Raw genomic sequence first — 26,988 nt, 5'->3', positions numbered from 1 at the left:
GGAGAATTTCGATGAAGATCTGGCAGTTCAGCGAGCAGGCCTATCACCCCGCCTTTCAGGTGCCGGGATCGATGCGCGTCACCTTGCCGCAGCATCATTGCGATCCGCACGAAGCGGGGACGCTGCTCAACCGCTATCTCGACGAATATCTGCTCGCCGACGAGCTGGGGCTCAACATCATGGTCAACGAGCATCATGCCGCGGCGACGTGCATGTCGACCTCGTGCATGACCACGCTCGCGATCCTCGCGCGGCAGACCCGCAAGGCGCGGCTGCTCGCGCTCGGTATTCCGCTCGCCAACCGCTCGAACCCGCTGCGCGTGGCCGAGGAGATCGCGATGGTCGACTGCCTGTCGGGCGGGCGGCTCGAGGTCGGGCTGGTCAAGGGTGCGGCGTACGAGCTGTTCATGTCGAACCGCCAGCCGACGGGATTCATGGAGCGGTTCTGGGAAGGCCACGACCTGATCGTCGAGGCGCTGGGCAACCAGGGCGACAATTTCGCCTGGGAAGGCGAACACTTCCACTATCGCACCGCGAGCCTGTGGCCGCGCCCGATCCAGCAGCCGGGACCGCCGATGTGGGGCACGGCGTCGAGCCCGTCGAGCGCGCGCGAATATGGCCGGCGCGGCTATACCTGCGCGACCTTCCTGTCGGGCGCGGTCGCGCGATCGGTGTTCGCCGGGTATCGCGAAGCCTATGCCGAGGCGCACGGCCGAGCGGCGGGGCAGGACAAGCTCGCTTACCTGGCGCTGGTCGCCTGTGCCGACGACACTGCCACCGCCTTCCGCCGCGCCGAGGCGATGAAGAGCTATTTCACCACCGCCGCGCGGCTCGATCCGCAGTTCCGCAATCCCTGGGGGTTCAACCCGGTCGAGGCCAATGTGCGGATGCTCCAAGCCGGGCCGGCGGCAATGCGACCGCGGATGCGCAACGGCGCGCCGCTGCCGGTCGACGGGTCGATCGAGGAATATATGGACGCCGGACTGTTCTTCGTCGGGACACCCGACGAGGTCCATGCCCAGCTCGTCCGTTTCCACGCCGAGACCGGCGGGTTCGGCAATCTGCTGATGATGGGACAGGCGGGCGAGCTCGACCACAAGGATACCGTGGACAACCTCACGCTGGTCGCGCGCGAAGTTGCGCCGCGGCTCGCCGAGCTGGCGGAGATTCCCCTTGAGGTTCGGTACGAGGCGGTGGGATGAACGCCCCCGCGCTGGCCGACGGGATCGCGCGCTATGTCGAGCTGTTCCGCGCGCAGCCGCCGGCGAGCGACCTGGAAACGATGCGGCTGCAGGGCGACCTGACCGCGGCGCGCTTCGCGGTGGATTTTGCGACCGAGATCGATCGGTTCGACACCTATATCGGTGCGCCGGGGCGCGAAATCGCAGTGCGGGTGTACGATCCCGGCGGCGACCGGCTGCGGCCTGGCATCTGCTATTTCCACGGTGGCGGCTTCTCGATGGGGAGCGTCGAGAGCTTCGATATCGTCGGCGCGGCGCTGGCCGAGGCGACCGGGGCGGTGGTGGCTAGCGTCCACTATCGCCGGCTGCCCGAGGTCGATTATCCGGCCGCGCAGGACGATTGCGACCACGCCTTTGCCTGGATGCAGCGGCAGGCCGAGGCGCTGGGCGTCGATCCCAAGCGGATCGCCGTAGCGGGCGACAGCGCAGGGGCATTGCTCGCGCTCGCCACCGCCGCGCAGGCACATCCCGTCTGCCAGTTGCTGTTCTACGGCACCTTCGCGATGGACCCGGCGCGGCCGGACTATGCCGCCAGCCGCGATCCGCTGCTCAGCGGCGAGCGCGTGCGTGCCTATATCGACCTTTTCACGCGCTGCGGCGGACATTCGGCACCGATCGAGCGCGACGACCTCGCCGGTCTGCCGCCTACGCATATCGTCGCCGCCGAATTCGATCCGCTGTGCGGCGAGGCCGTCGAGTTCGCCGATCGGCTGCGCGCGGCGGGGGTGCCGGTGTCGCTCCAGCGCGCGCCCGGCATGATCCACGGTTTCCTGCGTGCGGTCGGTGTCTCGGCGCCGGCCCGCGCCGAGCTTGCGCACGCGGCCGAGGTGGTGCGCCCATTTCTGGAAGGAACGAGATGAACAAGGACGACAGTTACGAACGCGGCCGCGCGATGCGGTTCGACATGTTCGGCGAGCCAGGGGTGCGCAGCCTCGACAACACCGACGATTTCAACGAGCCGCTCCAGGACCTGGTGACGCGGCTGTGCTTCGGCGACGTGTGGAGCCGGCCGGGGCTCGACCGCAAGACGCGCTCGATGCTGACGATCGCGATCCTGGTCGGCCAGTCGCGGCCCGACCAGCTGCGCAACCATATCAACGGCGCGCTCGCCAATGGCGTCACCAAGGACGAGATCCGCGAGATCCTGCTCCACGCGACGATCTATGTCGGCCTGCCGGCGGGGTCGGACGGCTGGCGCCATGCCCGCGAAGCGCTGCAGGACGCCGATGCATACTGACGTGGACCTCGCTGGCGGCACGGACGACAGCCTCCACAACGCGATCTCGTCGATCGAGGAGATCATCGAGGAGGCGCGCAACGGCCGCCCCTATATCCTGGTCGATGCCGAGGCGCGCGAGAACGAAGGCGACATCATCATCCCCGCGCAGTTCGCGACGCCGGCGCAGATAAACTTCATGGCGCGCCACGCGCGCGGGCTGATCTGCCTGTCGATGACCGAGGAGCGCGCCCGCGCGCTGCGGCTGCCGCCGATGGTCCACGAGAACAACAGCGGCCACGGCACCGCCTTCACCGTCTCGATCGAGGCGCGCGAGGGGGTGACAACGGGCATTTCGGCCTATGACCGCGCGCATACCGTCGCGGTGGCGATCGATCCGTCCAAGGACTGCGACGACGTCGTCTCGCCGGGCCATGTCTTCCCACTGATCGCACGCGACGGCGGCGTGCTGGTCCGCGCAGGGCATACCGAGGCGGCGGTCGATGTCTCGCGGCTCGCCGGGCTGATCCCGGCAGGGGTCATCTGCGAAGTGATGAACGACGACGGGACGATGGCGCGGCTGCCCGATCTGATCGCCTTCGCGCAGCTCCACGGCCTCAAGATCGGCACGATCGCCGACCTGATCGCCTATCGCCGGCGCACCGAGCGATCGGTGACCCGCGTCCATGAGGAAGCGTTCGACACGGTCTATGGCGAGGGTTTCCGCCTCTCCGTGTTCCGCAGCACGATCGACCATGTCGAACACGTCGCGCTCGTGCGCGGACGGATCGAGCCGCACGTGCCCACGCTCGTCCGGATGCACCGGCTCGATTTCGTCTCGGACATGCTCGGGCCGCCGACCGGACGGCGCGAATATGTTCAGCGCGCGCTCGCGCGGATCGGCGGGCATGACGGGGCGGGGGTGGTGGTGTTCATTCGCGACCCTTCCGCCAGCGCGATTTCCGAGCGGCGCGCGAGCGGCGCGGTGCCGACGCGCGACCAGCGGATCCGCGACTATGGCGTCGGCGCGCAGATCCTGCTCGATCTGGGCGTGCAGGATCTCGTGCTGTTGACCGACAGCGAGGCACGCCTATCCGGCATCGAAGGCTATGGTTTGCGGATCGTCGGACGGGAAGGGCTTGGCGGAGATGAATGAAGTCACCAGCGCGCCGCTGACAATCGCCGAGCAGCTCCGCGCCGGGCTGCGCCGGTTGGGCAAGGCCGTGGTGGTCATCACCTGCTGGCACGAGGGCCGGCGCTGGGCGATGACCGCGACGGCGGTCAGCGAGCTGAGCATGGACCCGCCTTCGCTGCTCGTCTGTGTCAACAAGAGCGCCAGCCTGCACGGGCCGCTGACCGGCAAGGCGAATTTCTGCGTCAACATCCTCCACGCGGATCACGCCCATGTCTCGCAGGCGTGCAGCGGCAAGGTGAAGGGCGAGGAACGGTTCAGCCAAGGCGCGTGGGAAGCCGCGCCCGACGGCACGCCCTACCTCCGCGACGCGCAGGCGAGCTTCTTCTGCACGCATGAGACGCATGTCGAATATGGCACGCACGCCGTGGTGATCGGCGCGGTCACCGGGGTTTCGTGGTCAGGCGACGTCGATCCGCTGATCTATCTCGATGGGGGCTATGCTCGGGCGGCACGGCTCGGATGACCACATTTCCGTCACGCTGGGCTTGTGCCGGGTGACGAAGGAAGGAAACCGGCTTTTCCTATATAAGCTATGCTGCTATAAGCCTGCCTGTCATTAAGCGCGGCCAACGCGCTAGGGAGAGGAAGCCATGCAGTTCGGCCTGTTCTACGAGCACCAGTCGCCCGCACCCTTCGACGCCGAGAAGGATCGGGTGATCTTCCACAATGCGCTCGACGAGCTCGAGCTCGCCGACAAGCTGGGCTATGACTATGCCTGGCTGGTCGAGCACCATTTCCTGGAGGAATATTCGCACAGCTCGGCGCCCGACGTATTCCTCGGCGCGCTCAGCCAGCGGACCAAGCGGATGCGGCTCGGGCACGGCATCTGCGTGATGCCGCCCAAGATCAACCATCCCGCGCGCGTCGCCGAGCGGATCGCGACGCTCGACCTGCTCTCCAACGGCCGCGTCGAATGGGGCACCGGCGAGAGCGGCACCGCGGTCGAGCTCGAGGGTTTCGGCGTCGATCCCGATCTCAAGAAGGGCATGTGGCGCGAGGCGACCGAGCAATGCGCGAACATGCTCACCATGACGCCCTATCCCGGCTTCGACGGCGAACATTTTGCGATGCCGACGCGCAATATCGTGCCCAAGCCGATCCAGGCGCCACATCCGCCGCTCTGGGTGGCGTGTTCACGGCGCGACACGATTCTCCACGCCGCGCGCAACGGGATGGGGGCGCTGGTGTTCGGCTTCGCCGCGCCCGAGCAGGCGGGCAAGTGGGTGCAGGAATATTACGACATCATCCGCTCGGAAGAATGCGTGCCGATCGGCCATGCGGTGAACGCCAATTTCGCGATCGTCACCGCGCTTTCGGTCAACGAGGACGAGCAGGAAGCGATCGCGCGCGGGACCGAGGGGTTCAAGTATTTCGGCTATTCGCTGGGCTTCTATGCTTCGTTCGGCAAGCACGTCCCCGGCCACTCGACCGTCTGGGAAGGCTTCAAGGCCGCCGAGGCGGGGATCGAGGACAATCACGGCAACGGCGGGATCGGCACGCCCGAGCAGGTCTATGAGCACTGCAAGGCGTATGCGGATGTGGGAGTCGACCAGATCATCTTCGTCCAGCAGACCGGGCCCGCGAACCACGACCATATCTGTCAGTCGCTCGAGCTGTTCGCGACTACCGCGATGCCGCGGCTCAAGGTCGGGGAGGACGAAAGGCTGGCGAAGAAACGGGCCGAGCTTGCGCCCTATATCGAAGCCGCCTTGGCACGGAAGCCGAAGATGGCGGAGATCGCCAGGGAGGAGATCGAGCCGGTGCGCTCCTATGGGCTGCGCAAGAAGGAGGCGGGGACGTTCGAGAACACCCGGTCCGATCGCGGCGGCGGGCTCGCGGTGGTGGCGGACGATCCGCTGGCGCTCGTCTCCAACCAGGCCGAGAAGGCGACGCGATGAGCATACTCGCCGGCCGCGTGGTGGTGATCACCGGCGCGAGTTCGGGCATCGGCGAGGCGTGCGCATGGGGCTTTGCCGACAAAGGCGCGAGGGTGGTGCTCGCTGCGCGACGCGCCGAGCGGCTCGATGCGCTGGTGCGCAAGGTCGAAGCGGCGGGTGGCGAGGCGCTGGCGGTGGCCACGGACGTCACCGACGAGGACGCGGTCGACGCGCTGTTCGACCGGACGATCGAGCGCTTCGGGCAGGTCGATGTGCTGGTCAACAATGCCGGCATCGCCGACAGCACGCCCGCCGACCAGACCGAGCTCGCTTTGTGGATGCGGGTGATCGACACCAACCTGACCTCGGCCTTTCTCTGCTCGCGCGCCGCGATCCGGCTGATGAAACCGCAAGGGCATGGCCGGATCATCAATGTCGGCTCGATCTCGGCGCGGGTGCCGCGGGCCAACAGCCCGGCCTATACCGCGAGCAAATGGGGCCTGGACGGGCTGACGCGGGCGCTGGCGATCGATTGCCGCGCGCACAATATCGCGGTGTCGGTCTTCCACCCCGGCATCGTCGCGACCGAGCTGGGCGGCGGGATCAGCAGCCTGCCCGACGATCTGGTCGCGACGCCCGAGGATGCCGCCGACGTGGTGGTCCACATGGCGAACCTGCCCGACCATCTGAACTTCTACGAAGCGCTGCTGGTGCAGAACAAGATCCCGTTCCTGGGGCGGGGGTGACTAAAGCCCCTCCCCTTCAGGGGAAGGGTTGGGGGTGGGGCCTGTCCGCGGGCGTAGGGCTCGGTGAGACTTACACGCCCCACCCCAACCCCTCCCCTAAAGGGGAGGGGCTTTTGCCTGATCCTGCGCATCGACTAGCGTCTTGAGCTTCCGAGCCGCGCTGACCGCCACCGGCCACCCCGCATAGAAGGCGATATGCGCGATCGCTTCGCCGAGTTCCTCCACGCTCAGCCCGTTCTCGAGGCCGAGCTCCATATGCCCCTGCGCCTGGTCGCGGCCGAGCGCGACGAGGCAGGTGACGGTGATCAGGCTGCGGTCGCGCGCGCTGAGCTGGGGGCGTTCCCAGACGCGGTCGTAGAGGACCTCCTGGGTAAGCTCGTCGAGCAGGGGCGCGACGCTGGCGAGCTCGCGGCCCCGGCCGCCGGCGGGGCGCTTCACTTGGCACCATCGCGATAGGGGGCGAAGTTCGCCGCCGCCGCGTTGAGTGCGCTGCGCATCAATCCCAGGTCGTTGAGCCAGGCGAAGTAACGCACGCCTCGCGCGGCATAGGCTTCGAGCTGAGCGGCGTTGGCGACCACGGTGCCGAGATGTTTCCGCCCCCGCGCCACTTCGATCACGCGGTCGATCGCGGCGGTGACGTCGGGATGGCTGGCATTGCCGGGATGGCCGTACGAAGCGCTGAGGTCGCCAGGGCCGATGAACAGGACGTCGAGCGCTTCGATGGCGCACAGCGCTTCGATGTCCTCGACCATCTCGCGGTTCTCGACATGCACCGCGACGAGTGTCTCGGCATTCGCGCGGGCTTCATAGTCGGGCATCGTGCCATAGCCGCCGGCGCGGCAGCCGCGGGCCGAACCGCGGCTGCCGATCGGCCAGTATTTGGCGCGATGGATGACCTCCTCGACTTCCGCCGCGCTGCGCAGCGACGGCACCTGGATCCCGCTCGCGCCGCTGTCGAGGACGTGGAGGATGTTGGCTTCGGCAGCGTCCGGGGTGCGGATTACCGTGCTCATGCCGACGCGTTCGCAGGTGCGGATCAGGTTTTCGATCTGGCCGTGCGTGAAGCAGCCGTGCTCGGCGTCGACGATCAGGAAGTCGAACCCGGCGAGCCCGTACAGCTCGGCGATCTGGGGCGAATCGACCTTGAAGAAGCTGCCGAACACGGTCTCCCCCGCCTCCAGCTTGCGCTTCACCTCCGCATTGAACACGGCATCGCTCCCTTTGATTGTTATTTACAAACGCCATTCAACATGGCACCGCATCGACTATAAGCCAAGCGTTGATAGCAGGCGCGGGCACAGGTCAGGAGAGGGCGCGTGCAGGGGCCGGAGCTTGCCGAGGGGCTGGACGCCTATCTCGCCGCGGTGCGCCGGCCGGGGCCGCTGCCGCTTGAGACCGCGCGGCTGCTCGCCGATCGCGACGCGCACCGTATCGCGCTTGCGCAGCCCAAGGGCATGACGGTCGCCGACAGCCATGCCGTGGGGCAGGGCCGCGAGACCCCGCTACGGATCTACCGCCCGGCGGGCGAGGGCGCGCAGCCGGCTATCGTCTATTTCCATGGCGGCGGGTTCACCACCGGTAGCATCGCGAGCTACGACAGCCTCGCCACCGCGCTGGCCGAGGCGACCGGCGCGACGGTGGTCAGCGTCCATTATGCCCGGCTACCCGAGGCGACGCCGCGTGCGATGCTGGCCGAGTGCGCCTCGGTGCTCGGCTGGGTGGCGCGGATGGCCGAGGTGTTGCGGATCGACCCTGGCCGGCTGACGGTGGCGGGGGATAGCGCCGGCGCCTTCCTGGCGACGAATCTCGCGGCGCAGTCGACCGGGCCGACGCTGGTGTGCCAGTTGCTCTGCTACGGCGCCTATGCGCTCGACGCGAACCTCGCCGCCGACGATCCGGGGCTGCCGCGGCCGGTGATCGAGGCGATGGTCGATACCTGGCGCGCATGCAGCGCGCGCGATGCCGAGCCGCTTGCGCTCGACCTTTCTGGAATGCCGCCCGCGATCCTGCTCACCGGCGAGCACGACGCCTTCCGGACCGAGGGCCAGGCCTATGCCGCCCGCCTCCGCGCCGCCGGTGTGCACGTCACCGAGCGCATCGCGCCGGGGATGTGCCACGGCTTCCTCCGCGCGCTCGCCTTTTCCGAACCCGCCCGCGCCGCGATGGCGTGGCTGGGCGAATCCTATCGCGAACAACTGGCAAGGACCCACTGATGGCGCTCAAGACCGACGATCCCGCTTTCCAGGCCGGCCGCGAGATGCGGAAAGCCCTGTTCGGGCCGGCGAGCATCGAGCGGCTCGACGCGGCGGACGATTTCCACGAGCCGCTGGAGAATTACGTCACGTCGGCGTGCTTCGGCGAGACCTGGACGCGGCCGGGGCTGACGCTGCGCGAACGCAGCCTGATCACGATGGCGATTTGCGCCGCGCTCAACCGCCACGTCCCGCTCAAGCGGCTGGTCAAATGCGCGGTCGCCAATGGCGCGACCAAGGAGGATATCCGCGAGACCTTGCTCCAGACGACGCTCTATATCGGCGTCGCGGGCGGGGTGGAGAGCTGGGGGCTTGCGGCCGAGGCGCTCAAGGAGATCGACGCCTATTGAGGCGGCTTGGCGGCCTTCAACCCGGCCGCCTCGATGCCGGCGACGGCGCAGGCGGCGTCGTCCGCCGGCTTGCCGCCCGACACGCCGACGCCGCCGAGCAGCACGCCGTCGGCGGTGTAGACGGGCACGCCGCCTTGCAATGTCGCGACATTGGGCATGTTCGTCGGCGGATTGAGCGCGGCCATGTCGGCCGTGGCGCGGCCGAACTTGGCGGCAGAGACCGCCTTCCACTGCGCGATCTCGCCGCCCGCGACCGAAACGCCGTCCATATGCGCGAGCGTCACCGGCGTGCCGTGCGGCTCGAGCACGACGATCGCGACGCGCAGCTGCTTCGATTTCGCCCATTGTACGCAGGTGTCGCGGATCGTCGCGGCGCTGGCATAATCGAGTGCGGGGCGAGCGGTCTGCGCGCCAGCGAGCAGGGCGAGAGCGAGGATCATTTCAGCGCCGCCAGGTACTCGATCACTGCCTTGCGCTGGGCGGGATCCTTGAGCCCGGCAAACACCATCTTGGTGCCCGGCACCACGGCCCGGGGATTGGCGAGATAGGTGTCGAGCCTGGCGCGATCCCAGCGGATCTTCGAGGTCTTCATCGCGGGGGAATAGGCGTAGCCGGGCCGGGTCGCCGCGGCCGCGCCGACCACGCCGAACAAGTTGGGACCAAGGCCTGCGGGCCCCCCTTTGGTGACGCTGTGACACACCCGGCACTGCGCGAATGCCGCGGGTTGCGCCGGTGCCGCGGCGGGCTTCGCCGCCTGCGCAACGAAAGGGGCGGACAGCAGTGCCGAAATGCCGATCGTGAGGGTTCGCAAACGCATGTCTCTCTCCTGCCTGAGGCCGAACGCGCTTGGGCATAGCGACTGAGGTTCGCGGTTTCCTTGACTCAGATCACGGCTAGGCGGCAAGTAAAAAATCGGATATTGCTGAATGCAATTAGATATAAGCGCATTGCGTTGACGGCGTGGGGGCGGCACATTCGCGCCGACAAGACGCACAGAAAATACGGTCGTAGGAGAGCGGGCAGTGGCGGTTGTGAGTCAGGAAAGGGCGATCGATCCGCCCGCGACGATGAGCGTCTACCAATATCTGGTGGTGGGGCTGTGCTGCCTGATCAACATCGCCGACGGGTTCGACGTGGTGTCGCTCGCGGTGGCGGCGCCGGTGCTCACCAAGCAATGGCAGGTCGATCCGGCGATCCTAGGCACGATGTTCAGCGCCGCCGCGGTCGGGCTGGTGATCGGCGCGTTCGTCATCGGGCCGATGGCCGACAAGGTCGGGCGCCGCCCGATCATGCTCGGCGCGCTCGGCACGCTCGCCGCGATGCTGCTGCTGAGCGGGATCGCCACCGATATCTGGCAGCTGTTCGTGCTGCGGACGGTCACCGGGATCGGGCTGGGCACCTTGGTCGTCTGTCTCAACACCACCGTCGCCGACAATTCCAGCGTCAAGGCGCGCAACATGTCGCTCGCGGTGCTGCACATCGGCTTCACTTTCGGGATGATGCTGGGCAGCGGCATCGCCGCCTATGCGCTACAGACCGGCGGCTGGCGGTTCATCTTCCTCGCCGCGGGGTCGCTCAACGTCGTGACTTTCCTGTGCGCATTGTTCCTGCTGGGGGAATCGCGCGACTTCCTGCTGCGCCGCCAGGCGCCGGGCGACCTGGCGCGGCTCAATCGCATCCATCGCCGGATGGGGATCGCCGAGCTCGCCGAGATGCCGCCCAAGCCCGCCGCCGCGGCCGATCGCGGCGCGGCGTTGCGCGCGATGCTCGCGCCCGAACTGCGCAGTTGGACGATTCTGGTATGGGTCGCGTCGGCCACCTACGCGATCGTCGGCTATTTCCTGCTCAACTGGAAGCCGACCATCCTCGCCAATGCCGGCCTCTCGCCCGCGCTCGCCGCAGCGAGCGGGATCATCACCGGCGCGTGCGGGACGGTCGGGCACCTGACGATGGGGATGCTCGGGCGGAAGATCGGCGAGGGCAAGCTGACTGCGATCTACTTCGCCTGCGCCGCCGTAACGCTGGTGATCTTCGGGGCGATGCCACCCGCGCCGATCCCGCTGCTGGCCGTCGCCGGCATCACCACCTTCTTCGTGGTCGGCGCCTATACCGGGCTCTTCCTCGTATCGGTAACGATGTACCCGCCCGCGATCCAGAATGCCGGGGTCGGCTATGTCGTCGGCTTCGGGCGGATCGGTGCGATCATCGGGCCGTCGATCGGCGGCTGGCTGCTCAGCATCGGGCTGAGCCGCATGGACACCTATTTCGTCTTCTCGGCGATCGCGGTGATCCCCGTCGTCACCATGATCCTCGCCAATCGCGTCGCCGCCCGCGGCACGCGCCATCGCGACACTACCGGCTCAGGAGCCTTCGATGCCGAACCCGCCGTTTAAGCTGTTCGATACCCACGCGCATTTCTTCACCAGCGACCTCGTCCGCTATCCCGCCGATCCGACCAACGCGCGCGAGGGACGCGACGCGATGCTGGCGCGGCTCAAGAGCGACCCGGCGACCGCCGAGCGCGTGCTGGCGCTGTGGGACGATTGCGGCGTCGCGGGCGGCGCGGCGGTGCAATACAACACGGTCTACAAGACCGACAATCGCTACACGATCGACGTGGCCGATGCGCACAAGGATCGTGTGTCGGCGGTGCTGATCCTTGACGCGGCGGCGCTCGACACGCCCGGGCAGCTCCACGCGCTCGCCGGGCCGCACAATGTCAGCGGGCTGCGACTGTTCGGCTATCCGGACGATGCGGGCGAGTATCCGTGGCTCGATTCCCCCGCGGCACTCAAGACCTGGGACGTCGCGGCGGCGCTGGGACTGCACATGGTGTTGATGTATGCGCCCGGGAAACCGTCGTCGGCGGCGCTCGGGCGGATCGTCGCGCTGGCGAAGCGCTATCCCAAGACGGTGATCGCGCTCGATCATTGCGGCTGGCCGGGCGTCGAGGGCGGCGTAGCGGGGACGATCGGCCCCGAGCATCTCGCGCTGGTCGAAATGCCCAATATCCACTTCAAGTTCACCCAGATCAACCTCAACCGCTTTGCCGAGACCGGGATCGATCCTGCCGCTTTCGTCAAGAAGATGGCGGACACCTACGGCGCCAGCCGGCTGATGTGGGGATCGGACTTCGGCAACACCAAGACGAGCTATGCCGAGATGGCCGAGCAGGCGATCGCGGCGACGCGGCTGCTACCTGACGCCGATCGCCGCGCGGTGATGCACGACAATGGCGCGAAGCTGTTTGGCGATCGCCGCAAGCCGTGATCGAGCCGCCGGTCATCGACGCGCACGCGCATATCTTCACGCGCGTGATGCCGTTCACCGACACGGCGTGGACGCGGCCGGACTATGACTATCCGGACGAGGCGTATCTCGCCGATCTCGATGCGCACGGCATCGCGTTCGGGGTGGTCACCGCGGCGAGCCTGTTCGGCGAATACAACGACTATACGCTCGCGGCATTGGCGCAGCACAAACGGCTGCGTGCGACGGTGATGCTGGATCCCGACACGTCGCCGGCGGAGTTGGCGTCGCTCAAGGCGCAGGGGGTTTGCGGGGTACGCTTCCAGATCCCGCTCAAGGCGGACCTGCCGGACCTGACCGGCTATCGCTTCCGACGCTTCGCGACACGGCTGGCGGATGCGGGGATGCATCTCGAGCTCAATCTGGGCGGCGAGCAATTGGCGGCGATGCTGCCGGCGCTGGCGGACCTGCCGCTGCCGATCGCAGTCGACCATTTCGGATTGCTGCGCAGCGAGGGCGAGATGGAGGGGCCGGGGTTCCTCGCGCTGCTGCGCGCGGTGCAGGTTGGGCGGACCTGGGTGAAGATCTCCGCCGGGTTCCGGCTGCCCGAGGCGCGGCTGGAGGCCTATGCGGCGCGGCTGCTGACGGAGGCGGGGCCGGGGCGGCTGTTCTGGGGAAGCGATGCGCCGTTCGTAGGGGCGGAGGAGCGCGTTACGTATATGCAGACGCTGGAGACGCTGGTCCGCATCGTGCCGGATGCGAGGGATCGGCGGGCGATGTCCGACGCGGCGCTGCGCTTCTATTTCTTCTAGGCTGCGGCTCGTCGGCGCTTAGGCTGAATGGCCACGATTGGGCAATGAGCCGTTGCCAAGCCGCACGGATGATGATCTCTTCATTCCTCCCCCGGAGGGGGAGGGGGACCAGCCGCAGGCTGGTGGAGGGGTAGTCGCCGCATGCTCCACGGCCCGAAGAAGACGCAAAGCTTCGCCAGGCAACTGCGCCGGCGGATGACGCTGCCTGAAGTTCTCCTCTGGCAAGCCCTTCGAACCTGCGCTTTCGCCGCCAACATCCGGCAGGCACCTATGTCCTCGATTTCTACTGTCCAGCATTCAAGCTTGCCGTCGAGGTCGATGGTGAGGTGCATGCGCGTGGCGACCAGCCGCAGCGAGATGCCGCGCGCGATGACTGGCTTTACAAGCGAGGCGTCCGGGTACTGCGCATACCTGCGCAAGCCGTATTGTCAGACTTGGAAGTGGTAGTCCGTCACATCATGGTCACCGCCCGCGGAGAATACCCCTCCACCGGCTTCGCCGGTCCCCCTCCCCCTCCGGGGGAAGAATGAGAAAATCCGGTATCGCGGCTCCGCCCTCTAGCTACGCTTCCAACGGCACGGCGTGGATCACGCTGGCCTGGGTATATTCCTCCAGGCCTTCCTGGCCCATCTCGGTGCCCATGCCCGATTGGCGCAGCCCGCGGAACGGGATGCGCGGGTCGATCGTCATCAGCTGGTTGACCCAGACCGTGCCCGAGGCGACGCGGCTGGCGACGGCGGTGGCGCGATCGAGGTCGCGGCCCCAGACGGTGCCGCCCAGGCCGTAATCGGTGCCGTTCACGCGTGTGATCAAATCGTCGATGTCGTCGTATCTGAGCACCGGCAGCACCGGGCCGAACTGTTCCTCGCGGACCAGCGGCGCGTCGTCGGCGATGTCGCGGACGATCGTCGGGGCGATGAAATAGCCGGGGCGGTCGAGCGGCTCGCCGCCGGCGACGACCGTGCCTTCGCTTTCCGCGATGAGCGCCGAGACCTTATCGTACTGCGGGCGGTTCTGGACGGGCCCGATCTGCGCGCCCTGGTTGGCGCCGTCGTCGATCACCATCGCGCGGGCGAGGCGGGCGAGTTCGTCGCAGAACGCGTCGTACATCGGCGCGGGGACATAAGCGCGCTTGATCGCGACGCAGATCTGCCCGGCGTTGCGCATCGCGCCCTCGAACACCTTACCCGCAATCGCTACGGGATCGACATCGTCGAGGACAATCGCGGCGTCGTTGCCGCCGAGTTCGAGCGTGACGCGCTTGAGGGTGTCGGCGGTCGCTGCGAGCACCTTCTTGCCGGTGCCGGTCGATCCGGTGAAGGCGATCTTGGCGATGCCGGGATGGCGGGTGATCGCCGGGCCGAGTTCGTTCTCGTCGCACACGACATTGACTACGCCGGCGGGGAGGAGGTCGCGGCAGAGTTCGCCGAACAGGCAGGTGGTGAGCGGCGTGGTCGGCGCCGGCTTGCAGATCAGCGTGTTGCCGGTGACCAGCGCGGGCCCGACCTTGTTGACCAGCAGCATCAGCGGGAAGTTCCACGGGGTGATCGCGGCGACGACGCCGAGCGGGGCGCGATGCTCGGTGATTCGCGTCACGCCCTCTTCGCGCAGCACCCGCGGCTCGAGCCGCATCGCGGCGAAGGCGCGCAGCACGAACGCGCTGCCGCGGACTTCCTTGAGTGCCTGGTCGAGTGGCTTGCCCTGCTCGGCAGTGAGCAAGGCGGCGAATTCGTCGGCGCGAGATTCCAGCGCGGCGGCGAGCGCTTCAACCTTGGCGGCGCGTTGCTCGATCGGAGTGGCAGCCCAGGCAGGGAAGGCGCGCTGCGCGGCGTCGACTGCCGCATCGAGCAGCACGTCGTCGGCCTTGGGGCAGTGCGCGAAGGGGCGTTCGGTCGCCGGGTTGATCACGTCGAAGGTCGCGGCGCCCGGATGCAACGCGCCATTGATCAACAAGTGAAATTGGCGGTTCATGTCTCTGTCTCGACCCTTTTGACGGCGCCCAAATGGCGGGTGCGGTCCGGCTTGGCGGTTTCTCGACTTCGCTCGAAACGAACGGGATGATTCAGGCCTGCAAAAGCTCGGCGGCGGGCTCGGCGGCGACTTCGTCCAGCCCCACCAGCTTGGCCGCATTGCCGCCGATCATCGCGCGGATCTCGGCGTCGTCATAACCGATGTCGATCAGCATTTGGATGACGTAGCGCAGACCCTCGACCGGGGTAGGGTTGCCGACTTGTCCCAGGTCCGATCCGATGATCGTGTTGGGCACGCCGCCGGAATCGATGCACAGTTTGAGGCTGTCATGGCTGTAGTTCTTGCCCTGGACGCCCGCCCACATGCAGCAGCTATGCTCGAGATAGGCGCCCATCTTCGCCAGTTCGGCCATGTCAGGCGGGGTGCAGCCGATCAGGAAGGTCGGGTGGTTCACCAGCAGCCGGGTGATCCCACGCGCCTTGGCCTCAGTGAACAGCGGCCAGATCTCGCTGATGTGGAGATGGCCGGCCGAAAGCACTGCGTCATACTCGGCGATCAGGTCGAGCACGGGCAACACTTCGTCCTTAAGGCGGCCACGGTCGTCGATCACGCTGAGCATGATCGGATCGAGCATCTTCTCCTTGGTGGGGAGGAACTGCTTGCGGTGCGAGTGGCGGATATGGTTTGCGGCCGAGAAGGTGGGCATCCACACCAGCCGCGCGCCGAGCTTGAAGCCATGCTCGACCGCGTGCGGATTGATGCCCCCGGTCGTATTGTTGCACGGCACGCCGGTGAGCAGCTTGACTGTGCCGGGCATGATCTCGTCGAGCAGCGCCGCGACTGGAGTGACCGAGTAATAGTGATCCTTGAACAGGATCGCGCGCAGCCCGGCGGCTTCGCCTTCCTTGATCGCTTCGACATGGTTGAGCCGGCGCGGCATCACCGAGGGGCCGCTATGGCAATGCAGGTCGATCGCGCCCTTCAACAGGTCGGTGATTCGGTCGCTCATTGGGCATCGTCCTTGGGGTCGGGCATAGGATAGTCGGCGGCGTTGAGCACCCAGCCGGGCTTGGCCGAGAAATCGCGCCGCGGCGGGCAGAAGGCGTCGAGCAGGCGGTTGAGGCCGGGGCCGATTCCTTGCGAGGTGTGCGTCGCTGGGGGCGGGATCACGGCGACCGAGGGCGCGGCGCAGCGCGCGTGATCGTCCTCGATCCACTGGGTGGAATCGCTGATCCACGGCCAGCGGAGGTGATGGATATAGTCGCCGTCGAGCGCGATCGAATATTGCTCGAAATCGTCATGGTGGTGCGGCGAGAGATTGTCCGCGGCGCGCGGGCCGACGCGGCCGTCGCCGAAATTGACCATGATCGTCTGCCCGCGATAGATCCGCCCGAAGCGGCCCTGCTCCGGCGCGACATTGCCCGAATAGACGCGTACCTTCCGCCCGCCGACCGGCGCAGGCCACTCGGCGAGCGGGGGGACGTTGGGATCGGGTTCGGCATAGTCCTGCGCGTTCGAGCACAAGGCGACGAGATCGTCGGCGCGGGTGCTGAACAGGCGAAGGATGCGGCCGCCCTTGCGGACGGTGACCTTGCTGGCGCCGGCGGGGACAAAGGCGACGCTGCGCCCGCTGGCGATCTGGGTGCCCTCGGCGATCTCGATCGCGATCTCGGCATCGTCGTCGGGCAGCACGATGGCATATTCGTCGGGCTGGTCGGTGCGCAAGAACGTCGCGCCCTCTTTGACCTCGCTATAGGCGACGATCATCGTCTGGCCGCGCGCATACCAGCTATCGGCCTGCACATCGCTTTCCTGCTGCGCCTGCTCGTAGAAGCGCGCGTAACTCGCATGCTTGAAGCCGGTCGGGGCGGGCGCCTTCGACACGGGGGCGAGGGTGGTCCGCAGATCGTCACGCCCGTACATCGGCTCTCCTCAACTTCGCCGGTATGCCGGCCGTATTCCGACACTCTAGCGGTCGCGGCGCGGGCGTCTAATTCCGATTGGGGAAGCGCCCAATGCCGCGAAAGTATCGGATCGCAGCCAGGCTGACTCATATCCTGATCCTATCGTACGCCGCAGCAATCGGCATTGGACCCCGGCGCACACCCGACGTCAAACAGGCCGCAGAGCCGAAAGCGGCCAATTGGGGAGGTGCGATTGCCGGGAATCGATGAAGCCGATGTCGCGATCCTGCGCGATGCGTCGGGCATTTCGGAGGGGCTGGCGCGGCTGCTCCAGCCGCGGTCGATCGCGATCGCCGGAGCCTCGCCCGATCCGGCGACGATGGGCGGGGTAATCCTCGCCAATATCGAGCGCTTCGGCTTTGCCGGTGACATCCACTTGATCAGCCCGACGCGAGACGCAATCGCCGGGCGCCCCTGCATCCGCTCGGTCGACGATTTGCCCGAGGGCGTCGACGCGCTGGTGCTCAACGTGCCACGTGCGGCAATCCTGCCCGCGGTCGAGGCAGCGGCGCGGCGCGGGGTGGGCGGGGTGATCGTCTTCGCCTCGGGCTTCGCCGAAGCTGGCGAGGAAGGTGCACGAGAACAAGACGCTATCGCCGCGATCTGCCGGGATGCAGGCATGGCGCTGCTCGGGCCCAATTGCATGGGCTATGTCAATTATGCCGGCAAAGTCGCGCTGACCTTCGAGCCGGTTGAGCCGCAGCCGATCGGCGCACGGCGCAGCGTCGCGGTGATCGCGCATAGCGGCGCGGCGGCCTCGGGTATCCGCAGCGGGATGCAGGGCAGGGGCATCGCGGTCGCGCTCCAGGCGGCAATCGGCAACGAGGCAGTGGTCCGTGCGAGCGACCTGATCGACCGCATCGTCAGCGAGGGTCATGCCGATGCGATCGCGCTCTATGTCGAGCAGATCCGCGATCCGGCCGCTTTCCTCGCCGCGGTCCGCCGCGCGCGCAAGGCGGGCGTGCCGGTGATCATGATGCATCCCGGGCGCAGCAAGCGCGGCCAGGAAGCGGCGCAATCGCACACGGGATCGATGGTCGGCGATTATGCCCTGATGCGGACCTCGGTCGAGAACGAAGCGGTGGTCGCGGTGAACACGATGGACGAGCTGTTCGACGCGCTTGCCATCCTCCATCGCTACCCTGCGGTATCGCATGGCGAGATCGGCATCGTCACCAATTCCGGCGCGATCCGCGGCATGGCGTTCGACTTCGCCGAGGATATCGGGCTGCCGATCGCCGAAGTCTCCGGGCTGACGCTCGAACGGCTCGGCGCGCTCCTCCCCGCGGGGATGGAGATCGACAATCCGCTCGACGTGGGCACCACCGGTTTCGCCAAGGGCGACATCTTCGGGCTGTCGACCGCGGCGATGCTCGCCGATCCGTCGGTGAGCGGCGTGCTGCTGCCGATGGCCGGGGGCGGCCCCTCGCAGCAGCGCGCCAAGGCCGAGGCGATCATCCCGGAGGCGCTGGCATCGACCAAGCCGGTGGTGGTTGCGATCACCGGCGACGAGTCGGTGCTCGATCCCGAGTTCGTCGCGGCAATGCGCGCGAGCGAGACGCCCTTGTTCCGCTCACCCGAGCGCGCGATGCGCGCCTTCGCCGCGGTGCGCCGCTATGCCGCCGCGCTCCACGCGATCCCCGATCGCACCCCGCCCGCCACCGGGCTCGCGCGCTGGGCACAGCCGGGGGTGAAGCCCGAATATCAGGGCAAGGATTTCCTGCGTAGCATCGGCGTGCCGGTGCCCGAAGGCGCGCTGGCCCGGACCGTGGAGGAGGCGCTCGTTATCGCCGCGCGGATCGGTTTCCCGGTGGTGCTCAAGGCACAGGCCGCGATACTCAGCCACAAGAGCGATGTCGGCGGCGTGGCGCTCAACCTGCGCGACGAGACGCACCTGCGCGAGGCGTGGACACGAATGACCGCCGCGCTGCGCGACACCGGACTCGACGGCATATTGGTCGAGCAGATGTCGGCACCCGGGCTGGAGCTGATCGTCGGCGCGCGCAACCATCCCGAATGGGGGCCTTCGGTGATGGTCGGGCTCGGCGGGGTGCTGATCGAGGCGCTCGACGCTGCCGAGCTGCTGCCCGCCGACATCTCGCTTGCCCGCGCGGTCGAGCGCATCCGCGGGCTACGCGGCGCCAAGCTGCTCGGCGAATTCCGCGGCCGCCCGGCGCGCGACGTCAACGCCGTCGCCGATGTGGTGGTCAAGGTCGGCGCGGCGATGCGCGCGGGGATCGGGATCGAGGAAATCGACATCAATCCGCTCATGGTGCTCGCGGAGGGCGAGGGCGCTGTCGCGCTCGACGCACTGATCGTCACCGGAGCCTGAACTTAGGGAAGCGAAATGGAAACGACGATGACGGACGACACCAAGCCGATCCCCGGCGGCACCAACGTGCTGGTCGAATTCGAGGACGGCATCGCCTGGGTGCACCTCAACCGGCCCGAGAAGCGCAATGCGATGAGCATCGAACTCGCCCGCGAGATGAACCAGGTGCTCGACGCGCTCGAGCTCGACGATCGCTGCGGCGTGATCGTGCTCACCGGCAAGGGCGAGGCGTTCTCGGCCGGCATGGACCTGCAGGGCTTTTTCCGCGCCTCCGACGCCGTGAGCGACGTCGAGCGGCACCGCGCCTATCGCGAGACGCGCGCCTGGCAGTGGCGCACGCTGATGTTCTACGCCAAGCCGACGATCGCGATGGTCAATGGCTGGTGCTTCGGCGGCGCGTTCACCCCGCTGATCTGCTGCGACCTCGCGATCACCGATCAGGACGCGGTGTTCGGGCTTTCCGAGATCAATTGGGGGATCATCCCCGGCGGCGTCGTCTCCAAGGCGATCTCGACGCTGATGGGCGACCGCGAGGCGCTCTATTACGTTATGACCGGCGAGAAGTTCGACGGCCGCCGCGCCAAGGAGCTCGGGCTGGTCAACGACGCGGTGCCCGCCGCCGAGCTCAAGGACAGGACGCGCGCGCTGGCGCAGAATTTGCTCGGCAAGAACCCGACGACGCTGCGCCAGGCGCGCATGGCATATAAATATGCGCGCGAGATGGATTGGGAGCTGGCCGCCGAGTATCTCACTGCCAAGGGCGACCAGACCACGTTCGTCGATCGGGAAAAGGGCCGCGAGAAGGGCCTGACCCAATTCCTCGACGAAAAGACCTTCAAGCCCGGACACGGCAACTACAAGCGCGAGGCGGAATAATGGAGCGACCCAGCGGGGCCAAGGGCAGCGAACTCTCCGAGGTGGCGCCGGCGTTCGTCGAGATGACCGACCGGGTGCTGTACGGCGAGGTCTGGGAGCGCGAAGGCTTGTCCAAGCGCGACCGCTCGTTGCTCACCGTCGCGTCGCTGATGACCGCGAACCGGCACCAGCAGCTCGAGGCGCATCTGGGGTTGGCGCTCGACAACGGCGTGACCCAGGAGGAACTGGGCGAGGTGCTGTTGCATTTGGCCTTCTATGCCTCCTGGCCCGCGGCGGTCACGGCGTCGCGAATGCTGGTCGACGTGGTGAAGAAGCGGGAGGGGTAACCGATATTAAATTCCCCTCCCTGCTTGCAGGGAGGGGAATCCACGCGCACTGATCTCTGTCAGTCCTCCGCCGCCAACGGCGCGATCCCCCGGATCAAGTCCGACGCCCGTTCCGCCACCATGATCACCGCAGCGTTGATGTTCGCCCCGGGCACGCTGGGCATCACCGACGCGTCGACCACCCGCAGCCCGGCGACGCCGCGCACCCGCAATTCGCTGTCCACCACGGCCCCAGGATCCTCGCCCATCCGGCACGTCCCCGTCGGATGCTGGGTGATCTTGAGATTGTGCCGGATGAAGTCGTCGAGATCGGCGTCCGACCCCGGCGCGATCTCGCCCTCGACCATCTCGCTGAGCGGCGGCTGCGCGAAGATACGGCGCACCGCGGCGATCCCGCCGCGAATGTCGGCGAAGTCGCCCGGCGTCGACAGCAGGCTCAAGTCGATCCGCGGCTTGGCGAACGGATCGGCCGAGCGCAGCGTCACGCTGCCGCGGCTCTCGGGATGGAGCTGCATCACCATCACCGACAATACGTCCTTCTGCCGCTTGCCGAACGGGTGCCAGAGCTTGGCGTCGAGCCGGACGGGCAGGAAGACGAGCTGGATGTCGGGGCGCTCGAGCTCGGGGCGGGTGCGCAGCATCAGCACGCCGCTGGTGATCTGACTGGCGAAGGGCCCCTTGCCGGCAAGCGCCCAGCGCAGCACCGAGCGCGCGGCACGGTCCGAGCGCAGCGCGCTGAGGAAGCTGCTGCGCGCTGCGAAGGTCATGTAGACGAGCGGATGCTCGGAAAGATCGCGGCCGACGCCGGGCGAGTCCGCGACCACCGGGATGCCATGCGCCGCGAGATCTTCGGCAGGGCCGATCCCCGACAGCATCAGCAGTTGCGGCGAATTATACGCTCCGCCGCTGAGAATCACTTCCTTGCCCGCGCGAACCTCGGCGCGCTGCCCGTCGCGCAGATACTCGACGCCGACCGCGCGGCCATCCTCGATCAGCACGCGGGTAACCTGCGCATGGGACAGCACCGTCAGATTTGGCCGCTTGAGGGCAGGGCGCAGATAGGCGGCGGCGGTGCTCGCGCGACGGCCACGCGCGTCCACGGTGACTTCGCAGCGCGCGAAGCCCTCTTCCTGCGCGCCGCTGAGGTCGTCGCTCTCCGCAAAGCCGGCCGCGACCACCGACTGCCGGATAGGCTCGGTGAGCAGGTGATCGCCCCGCACCGGCGTCACCGCCAGCGGCCCCTCGGCGCCGTGATAGCGACCGGCACCGCGCCAGCTCGTCTCCATCCGCTGGAAATAGGGAAGGACCTCGGCATAGCCCCATCCGCTGGCCCCCATCTGGCGCCAGCCGTCATAGTCGCGCGAATGCCCGCGCATGTAGATCATGCCGTTGACCGACGAGCAGCCGCCCTGCACCCGCCCGCGCGGCACCGGCAGCGAACGGCCGCCTAGCTTTGCGTCGGGCTCGCTGGCATAGCCCCAGTCATAGGTGGGGTTCGCCGCAGTCATCATGAAGCCCAGCGGCATTCGGAACAGCCAGCTGGCATCAGGCCCGCCCGCCTCGATCAGTAGCACCGAATCCGCGCCCTCGCTCAGCCGGTTGGCCAGCACACAGCCTGCCGATCCGGCGCCGACGACGATGTAATCGAACCTGCGCTGTGTCCCAGCCGCGGCGCTTTCCGGCATTTCCGCTCCCGACCCTTTTGTCGATTTGCGTTGTGACATGGCAAATAGCATTCGACAAGATATAATGCCGTTGGTTATGATGCATGTCAGCAAGGCTGATCGCGGGTGCAACCGGCGACCGGAAATGAAGGGGTAGAGGATGACCGCGGCACTATCGGATCGACCGCAGGCGACCGGGCTCGACAAGGCGCGCGCCTTCGCCGCGAGCCGGCACCAGTTGTTCATCGGCGGACGCTGGGTCGACTCGCAGGAAGGCGCGCGGTTCGCCACGCACGATCCGGCCACCGGCGCCGAACTCGGCCAGGTCGCCGAGGCGCGGGCGGGCGATGCCGATTCCGCGGTAGCGGCGGCGCGGGCGGCGATGGACAATCCCGAATGGACCGAGATGAAGCCGGCGGCGCGCGCGGGGTTGCTGCTGCGCCTTGCCGACGCCCTCGAGGCCAATGCCGACGAATTCGCCGCGCTCGAGACGCTCGACAACGGCATGCCGCTGCGCGACGCGCGCTTCTTCCATCTGGCGCATGCGATCGAAGTGCTGCGCTACAATGCCGGCTGGGCGACCAAGCTCAACGGCGAGACGATCGCGCTTTCGGGACCCGGCACCTGGCACGCCTTCACCCTGCGCGAGCCGGTCGGCGTCGTCGCGCAGATCGTGCCGTGGAACGCGCCGATGGCGATGGCGGTGGCCAAGATCGCGCCAGCGCTCGCCGCGGGCTGCGCGGTAATCCTCAAGCCCGCCGAGGAGACTCCGCTGACCGCCCTACGCCTTGCGCATCTGGTCGCCGAGATAGGCTTCCCCGACGGCGCGTTCAACTTGCTCACCGGGTTCGGCGAGACCGTGGGCGCGGCACTGACCGCGCATTCGGGAGTCGACAAGGTCACCTTCACCGGATCGACCGAAGTCGGCCGGCTGATCCTTCGCGCCGCTTCGGGCAATTTCAAGCGGGTGACACTCGAGCTCGGCGGCAAGACCCCGGTAATCGTGCTGCCCGACGCCGATCCGGCCAAGGCGATCGAAGGCGCGGCGCGGGCGATCTTCACCAATGCCGGGCAGGTGTGCAACGCCGGCTCGCGGCTGTTCGTCCATCAGCGCCATTTCGACCAAGTGATCGAAGGCGTCGCCAGGATCGCCGAGGGGATCAAGCTCGGCTCGGGGCTAGAGGCCGACACCCAGATGGGGCCGGTGATCTCGCAGGCACAGCGCGACCGAGTCCGGGGCTATGTCCGCCAGGGCACCGAGGCCGGGGCGACGCTCCGGGCCGGCGGCCGCACGATCGATGGCGACGGCTATTTCGTCGCGCCGGCGATCCTCACTGGCACCGACGCCGAAATGTCGGTGCGGCGCGAAGAGATTTTCGGACCGGTGCTGTGCGCGATGTCGTTCGACGACACGGATCTCGACCGCATCGCCGCCGAAGCGAACGCTACCGAATACGGGCTGGGCGCGGTGGTCTGGACCAACGACCTCTCCACTGCGCACCGGCTCGCGCGGAAGCTCAAGGCAGGGACGGTACGCGTCAATGGCGGCGGGCTCGATCCGGCGCTGCCGTTCGGCGGGTTCAAGCAATCGGGCTGGGGCCGCGAGAACGGCCGCGAGGGCATCGAAGCGTACACTGAGACCAAGGCCGTGGCGATCGCGATCTAGCGTCAACGGCAGCACGGACAAGAGACAAGACGCGCGACCACCTGATTCATGACAAACGTCATTCGTCAGGGTTGAGCGCAGGCAAGGGGCAGTATGAAAGACAATCCCAGGATCGGAATCGTCGGTGGCGGCATCGGCGGCCTGACCACCGCGCTCGCGCTGCTGCGCAAGGGCTTCCACGTCACCGTGTTCGAGCAGGCGAGCCAGCTCCAGGAAGTCGGGGCTGGGCTCCAACTCAGCCCCAACGGCATCCGCGTGCTGTTCGGTCTGGGGCTCGAAGCCGAGATCCGCGCCGCCTGTTTCGAACCCGAGGGCAAGGAAATCCGGCTGTGGAACACGGGGGATAGCTGGAAGCTGTTCGACCTGGGGATCGGCGCGCAGCAGCGATACGGCTTCCCCTATTTCACGTTTCACCGCAACGACCTGCACCAGATCCTGGTCAAGGCGGTCGAGGCGGCGGCGCCGGGATCGGTGCGGCTCGATCATCGCTTTGTCGGAGTCGAACAGCGTGGGGCATCGGTCACGCTCGCCTTCGAGGGCCAGCCGCCGGCAACCTTCGACACGGTGATCGGTGCGGACGGCGTCCATTCGAAAATGCGCGAGCTGCTGTTCGGGGCGGGCCCGGCCACGTTCACCGGCATCGTCGCGTGGCGCGGCGTCATCCCCGCCGAGCGCCTTCCCGAGCGGCTGCGGCGTCCGATCGGCGTCAACTGGATCGGGCCGGGCGGGCACGTGATCCACTATCCGATCCGCCGCGGCGAGTTGATCAACTTCACCAGCGTGGTCGAGCGGCACGACTGGCAGATCGAATCCTGGTCGAGCGCGGGGACCAATCAGGAATATCACGACGATTATCCCGGCTGGCACGAGGACGTGCACACCTATATCGAAGCGATCCCGCAGCCGTTCAAATGGGCGCTGATTTCGCGCCCGCCGATGCCCGAATGGGTGCAGGGAAGGATCGCGTTGCTCGGCGATGCGTGTCACTCGACTTTGCCGTTCCTCGCCCAGGGTGCGGTGATGGCGATCGAGGATGCGTGCATCCTCGCGCGTGCCTTCGAGGAATTCGACAGCGTCGAGGAGGCGCTCGACCGCTACCAGCAGGCCCGCATTCCGCGCACTACCCGCGCCGTCGAAGGTGCGGCCGCCAATGCCGAGCGCTTCCACAACCCGACGCTCGCCGATCCCGCCAATGCCCAGGCCTATGTCGACGCGCAATGGGCGCCGGACCAGGTCGTGGATCGCTACGAATGGCTGTTCCGCTACGACGCCACGCGCGTGCCGCTCGACGGAGGCAGGGCATGACCGCAGGCTGGACGCGCACTCCGCTGATCCTCTCCTTTCCGGACAATCCCAAGTTCACCGAGACCTATGGCTTTGCCGGGAACTCGGGGCATGTGAACCTCGAAGGGCAATTGATGCGACGCCCGGATTCGACGTCGCGCACGGTCTATGTCTTCATGCACCCCACCTCGGTGCTGCACCTGCTGCCGATGCCGGTCGCGCTCGCCGATGCCGGGCTCGACGTGCTGTGCGCCGCGAGCCGCTATCCGCGCAACGATGCCGCGCTGATCCAGGAAAAGGTCGCGATCGACCTCGGCAAGTGGATCGCGCACGCCCGCACCGAGCTCGGCTACGAGAAAGTGGTGTTGCTCGGCTGGTCGGGCGGCGGATCGCTGTCGCTATTCTACCAGGCGCAGGCCGAGACCCCGAGCATCACGCATACCCCCGCGGGCGATCCCGCCAACCTGATAGAGGCGGATCTTCAGCCCGCGGATGGCGTGATCTTCATCGCCGCGCATCTGTCGCGCGCCGAGACGCTGACCGAATGGCTCGATCCCTCGGTCACCGACGAGCTCGATCCCGACAATCGCGATCCCGAGCTCGACATCTACTCGCCCGATTGCCCCAACCAGCCGCCCTACAGCGCCGAATTCGTCGCGCGCTTCCGCGCCGCGCAGGTCGCGCGCAACCGCAGAATCACGGCCTGGGCCGAAGGCCAGTTGGCGCGGCTCAAGGCGGCAGGCGGCGTCGAGCAGGAGCGCGCCTTCGTCGTCCACCGCACGATGTGCGACGTGCGCTGGTTCGATCCCACGGTCGATCGCTCGGACCGCCGCGTCGGCTGGAGCTATATGGGCGATCCCCGCGCCGTGAATGTCGGCCCCGTCGGGCTGGCGCGCTACACGACGCTGCGCTCGTGGCTCAGCCAGTGGAGCTACGACAAGTCCAACGCCAAGGGCCCGCTCAACGCCGCCAAGATCCACGGGACACCGGTCCTGCTGATCGAGAACACCGCCGACGAAGCGGTGCCCTCGACCCACAACCCGGCGATCTTCGAAGCACTGGCGACCCCCGACAAGGAATATGTCCGCCTCGAAGGCGCGACACATTATTATCTCGGCCAGCCCGAGCTGCTTGCGGCTTGCATCGACGCAGTGACCGGGTGGAGCCGCCGCAAGGGCCTGCTCGCGCCATGAGCGAGCGCACCACCGCCGATGCGCTCGCCGAGCTGGTCGCGGCGATCGGCAGCGCCGCCTTCCCGGTGCGCTTCCTCGATGCGCTGCGCGTGCTCGGCGCGGTCGAGCTCTGCTCGGTGTTCCGACGTACCCGGCGCGGGGTGGAACTCCTGTTCGCCGAGGGCAGCACGCCCGCGCAGCCCGATTTCCCGCTCGCGGCCTCGCGCGACTATGCTCGCGCGCATTGGCGCTCGGACGCGCAAATGCTGCGCGCGCGCGGCACCAATCCGCTGATTGTACGCCGCAGTGCCTCGGACATCGCCGACCCCGCCTATCGCGCTGCCTGCTACGAGCGCGCCGGGGTGATCGAGCGGCTGTCTATCCTCTGGCCCGATCTGATCGCCAGCGGCTATCGCACCGTCGCCGTCGGCGCCTTCGCAGCGCACGATGTCTCGCGGATCGAGACGCATGCTGCGCTGCTCTACGCAGCATTGGCGCAGCATCTCCGCGCCAACGCCGCCACCGGTTTCCTGTTCGACGAAGACGCGCTGGTCGAGAAGCTGCTCGGGCTCGAATGCCGGTTGAGCGCGCGCGAGGCCGAAGTCGCCGCCGGGCTCATGCTCGGCGAAACGCAGGAGGGCATCGCGCAGGCGCGGCTGCTCTCGCCGACCACGATCGTCACCTATCGCCGCCGCGCCTACGGCAAGCTCGGCGTCGCCAATCGCCGCGATCTGGTCGCGCTGCACCGCCGGCTGATCGCCGCGCCGAATCTGGCCCAGCATTGAGACGGGGGAA

The 26,988-nt window shown here is 67.6% G+C and carries 28 protein-coding genes; 20 read left to right on the top strand and 8 right to left on the bottom strand.

Annotated features, from left to right (window positions below; translation table 11 throughout):
- The first annotated feature begins 11 nt into the window (after positions 1-11).
- The 7 genes from RZN05_RS05970 to RZN05_RS05940 all read left to right on the top strand — a co-directional run bounded on the left by RZN05_RS05970 (position 12) and on the right by RZN05_RS05940 (position 6,275).
- Positions 12-1,202, top strand: a complete 1,191-nt coding sequence (locus RZN05_RS05970) for an LLM class flavin-dependent oxidoreductase (protein WP_317225704.1) — start codon at positions 12-14, stop codon at positions 1,200-1,202.
- Positions 1,199-2,101, top strand: coding sequence for an alpha/beta hydrolase (locus RZN05_RS05965; protein WP_317225703.1), 903 nt, complete (start codon positions 1,199-1,201; stop codon positions 2,099-2,101). Before RZN05_RS05970 ends, RZN05_RS05965 begins: the two co-directional genes overlap by 4 nt.
- Positions 2,098-2,478: a carboxymuconolactone decarboxylase family protein gene (locus tag RZN05_RS05960; RefSeq protein ID WP_317225702.1), complete on the top strand. Its 381-nt coding sequence runs from the start codon at positions 2,098-2,100 to the stop codon at positions 2,476-2,478. Before RZN05_RS05965 ends, RZN05_RS05960 begins: the two co-directional genes overlap by 4 nt.
- The gene (gene ribB, locus RZN05_RS05955) at positions 2,468-3,613 is read left to right on the top strand and encodes a 3,4-dihydroxy-2-butanone-4-phosphate synthase (RefSeq protein WP_317225701.1); all 1,146 of its coding nucleotides are present in this window, start codon (positions 2,468-2,470) and stop codon (positions 3,611-3,613) included. Before RZN05_RS05960 ends, ribB begins: the two co-directional genes overlap by 11 nt.
- A complete protein-coding gene (locus RZN05_RS05950; protein ID WP_317225700.1) occupies positions 3,606-4,115 on the top strand; it encodes a flavin reductase family protein in 510 nt (169 codons plus the stop codon). Before ribB ends, RZN05_RS05950 begins: the two co-directional genes overlap by 8 nt.
- A gap of 127 nt (positions 4,116-4,242) precedes the next feature.
- A complete protein-coding gene (locus RZN05_RS05945) occupies positions 4,243-5,550 on the top strand; it encodes an LLM class flavin-dependent oxidoreductase (protein WP_317225699.1) in 1,308 nt (435 codons plus the stop codon).
- A complete protein-coding gene (locus RZN05_RS05940; RefSeq protein ID WP_317225698.1) occupies positions 5,547-6,275 on the top strand; it encodes an SDR family oxidoreductase in 729 nt (242 codons plus the stop codon). Before RZN05_RS05945 ends, RZN05_RS05940 begins: the two co-directional genes overlap by 4 nt.
- 96 nt (positions 6,276-6,371) lie before the next feature.
- On the opposite strand, the gene RZN05_RS05935 is transcribed toward RZN05_RS05940, so the two are convergent.
- Positions 6,372-6,713, bottom strand: coding sequence for a carboxymuconolactone decarboxylase family protein (locus tag RZN05_RS05935; protein WP_317225697.1), 342 nt, complete (start codon positions 6,711-6,713; stop codon positions 6,372-6,374).
- Positions 6,710-7,483 carry an HpcH/HpaI aldolase family protein gene (locus RZN05_RS05930; protein WP_317225696.1) on the bottom strand — a complete coding sequence of 258 codons (774 nt, stop codon included), beginning with the start codon at positions 7,481-7,483 and terminating at the stop codon, positions 6,710-6,712. Before RZN05_RS05930 ends, RZN05_RS05935 begins: the two co-directional genes overlap by 4 nt.
- A gap of 108 nt (positions 7,484-7,591) precedes the next feature.
- On the opposite strand from RZN05_RS05930, the gene RZN05_RS05925 reads away from it, so the two are divergent.
- Both RZN05_RS05925 and RZN05_RS05920 read left to right on the top strand, forming a co-directional pair.
- On the top strand, positions 7,592-8,488 hold the full coding sequence (locus RZN05_RS05925) for an alpha/beta hydrolase (protein WP_317225695.1): 897 nt from the start codon (positions 7,592-7,594) through the stop codon (positions 8,486-8,488).
- Positions 8,488-8,877: a carboxymuconolactone decarboxylase family protein gene (locus RZN05_RS05920; RefSeq protein WP_317225694.1), complete on the top strand. Its 390-nt coding sequence runs from the start codon at positions 8,488-8,490 to the stop codon at positions 8,875-8,877. Before RZN05_RS05925 ends, RZN05_RS05920 begins: the two co-directional genes overlap by 1 nt.
- On the opposite strand, the gene RZN05_RS05915 is transcribed toward RZN05_RS05920, so the two are convergent.
- Together RZN05_RS05915 and RZN05_RS05910 are read right to left on the bottom strand one after the other, a co-directional pair.
- Entirely contained in the window at positions 8,871-9,317 is a 447-nt protein-coding gene (locus RZN05_RS05915; protein ID WP_317225693.1) for a GlcG/HbpS family heme-binding protein, read from the bottom strand. The genes RZN05_RS05920 and RZN05_RS05915 overlap by 7 nt on opposite strands.
- Positions 9,314-9,694, bottom strand: a complete 381-nt coding sequence (locus RZN05_RS05910; RefSeq protein ID WP_317225692.1) for a c-type cytochrome — start codon at positions 9,692-9,694, stop codon at positions 9,314-9,316. Before RZN05_RS05910 ends, RZN05_RS05915 begins: the two co-directional genes overlap by 4 nt.
- A 205-nt stretch (positions 9,695-9,899) precedes the next feature.
- Here RZN05_RS05910 and RZN05_RS05905 point away from each other — a divergent pair, with 205 nt between their 5' ends.
- The 4 genes from RZN05_RS05905 (at position 9,900) to RZN05_RS05890 (ending at position 13,468) form a co-directional block, all read left to right on the top strand.
- Complete coding sequence (locus RZN05_RS05905) at positions 9,900-11,270, top strand: MFS transporter (RefSeq protein ID WP_317225691.1); 1,371 nt, start codon at positions 9,900-9,902, stop codon at positions 11,268-11,270.
- On the top strand, positions 11,251-12,147 hold the full coding sequence (locus RZN05_RS05900; RefSeq protein ID WP_317225690.1) for an amidohydrolase family protein: 897 nt from the start codon (positions 11,251-11,253) through the stop codon (positions 12,145-12,147). Before RZN05_RS05905 ends, RZN05_RS05900 begins: the two co-directional genes overlap by 20 nt.
- A complete protein-coding gene (locus RZN05_RS05895; RefSeq protein WP_317225689.1) occupies positions 12,144-12,938 on the top strand; it encodes an amidohydrolase family protein in 795 nt (264 codons plus the stop codon). The genes RZN05_RS05900 and RZN05_RS05895 overlap by 4 nt, the downstream gene beginning before the upstream one ends.
- 218 nt (positions 12,939-13,156) lie before the next feature.
- The gene (locus tag RZN05_RS05890) at positions 13,157-13,468 is read left to right on the top strand and encodes an endonuclease domain-containing protein (RefSeq protein ID WP_317227571.1); all 312 of its coding nucleotides are present in this window, start codon (positions 13,157-13,159) and stop codon (positions 13,466-13,468) included.
- 31 nt (positions 13,469-13,499) lie between these two features.
- On the opposite strand, the gene RZN05_RS05885 is transcribed toward RZN05_RS05890, so the two are convergent.
- The 3 genes from RZN05_RS05885 to RZN05_RS05875 form a co-directional block, all read right to left on the bottom strand.
- Complete coding sequence (locus RZN05_RS05885) at positions 13,500-14,909, bottom strand: aldehyde dehydrogenase family protein (RefSeq protein WP_317225688.1); 1,410 nt, start codon at positions 14,907-14,909, stop codon at positions 13,500-13,502.
- A gap of 91 nt (positions 14,910-15,000) precedes the next feature.
- Complete coding sequence (locus RZN05_RS05880; RefSeq protein ID WP_317225687.1) at positions 15,001-15,918, bottom strand: DUF6282 family protein; 918 nt, start codon at positions 15,916-15,918, stop codon at positions 15,001-15,003.
- Positions 15,915-16,832, bottom strand: a complete 918-nt coding sequence (locus RZN05_RS05875; protein ID WP_317225686.1) for a cupin domain-containing protein — start codon at positions 16,830-16,832, stop codon at positions 15,915-15,917. The genes RZN05_RS05880 and RZN05_RS05875 overlap by 4 nt, the downstream gene beginning before the upstream one ends.
- 234 nt (positions 16,833-17,066) lie before the next feature.
- Here RZN05_RS05875 and RZN05_RS05870 point away from each other — a divergent pair, with 234 nt between their 5' ends.
- The 3 genes from RZN05_RS05870 to RZN05_RS05860 are packed head-to-tail and all read left to right on the top strand — an operon-like array spanning position 17,067 to position 20,407.
- Entirely contained in the window at positions 17,067-19,205 is a 2,139-nt protein-coding gene (locus tag RZN05_RS05870) for an acetate--CoA ligase family protein (RefSeq protein WP_317225685.1), read from the top strand.
- 27 nt (positions 19,206-19,232) lie between these two features.
- The gene (locus RZN05_RS05865) at positions 19,233-20,081 is read left to right on the top strand and encodes a p-hydroxycinnamoyl CoA hydratase/lyase (RefSeq protein ID WP_317225684.1); all 849 of its coding nucleotides are present in this window, start codon (positions 19,233-19,235) and stop codon (positions 20,079-20,081) included.
- Positions 20,081-20,407: a carboxymuconolactone decarboxylase family protein gene (locus tag RZN05_RS05860; RefSeq protein ID WP_317225683.1), complete on the top strand. Its 327-nt coding sequence runs from the start codon at positions 20,081-20,083 to the stop codon at positions 20,405-20,407. The genes RZN05_RS05865 and RZN05_RS05860 overlap by 1 nt, the downstream gene beginning before the upstream one ends.
- 59 nt (positions 20,408-20,466) lie before the next feature.
- On the opposite strand, the gene RZN05_RS05855 is transcribed toward RZN05_RS05860, so the two are convergent.
- Positions 20,467-22,092 carry a GMC family oxidoreductase gene (locus tag RZN05_RS05855; RefSeq protein WP_317225682.1) on the bottom strand — a complete coding sequence of 542 codons (1,626 nt, stop codon included), beginning with the start codon at positions 22,090-22,092 and terminating at the stop codon, positions 20,467-20,469.
- Between the two features lie 139 nt (positions 22,093-22,231).
- On the opposite strand from RZN05_RS05855, the gene RZN05_RS05850 reads away from it, so the two are divergent.
- From RZN05_RS05850 to RZN05_RS05835, 4 genes are all read left to right on the top strand, one after another.
- A complete protein-coding gene (locus tag RZN05_RS05850; RefSeq protein WP_317225681.1) occupies positions 22,232-23,737 on the top strand; it encodes an aldehyde dehydrogenase family protein in 1,506 nt (501 codons plus the stop codon).
- A 93-nt stretch (positions 23,738-23,830) separates the two neighbouring features.
- Positions 23,831-25,042, top strand: coding sequence for an FAD-dependent monooxygenase (locus RZN05_RS05845; RefSeq protein ID WP_317225680.1), 1,212 nt, complete (start codon positions 23,831-23,833; stop codon positions 25,040-25,042).
- Complete coding sequence (locus tag RZN05_RS05840) at positions 25,039-26,214, top strand: alpha/beta hydrolase (protein WP_317225679.1); 1,176 nt, start codon at positions 25,039-25,041, stop codon at positions 26,212-26,214. The genes RZN05_RS05845 and RZN05_RS05840 overlap by 4 nt, the downstream gene beginning before the upstream one ends.
- Entirely contained in the window at positions 26,211-26,978 is a 768-nt protein-coding gene (locus RZN05_RS05835; protein WP_317225678.1) for a helix-turn-helix transcriptional regulator, read from the top strand. Before RZN05_RS05840 ends, RZN05_RS05835 begins: the two co-directional genes overlap by 4 nt.
- Positions 26,979-26,988 lie beyond the last annotated feature (10 nt).

The sequence above is a fragment of the Sphingomonas sp. HF-S4 genome, assembly GCF_032911445.1.
In the GTDB taxonomy this organism is placed as follows: Bacteria; Pseudomonadota; Alphaproteobacteria; order Sphingomonadales; family Sphingomonadaceae; genus Sphingomonas; species Sphingomonas agrestis.
This window is presented reverse-complemented; position numbering and strand designations above follow the sequence as displayed.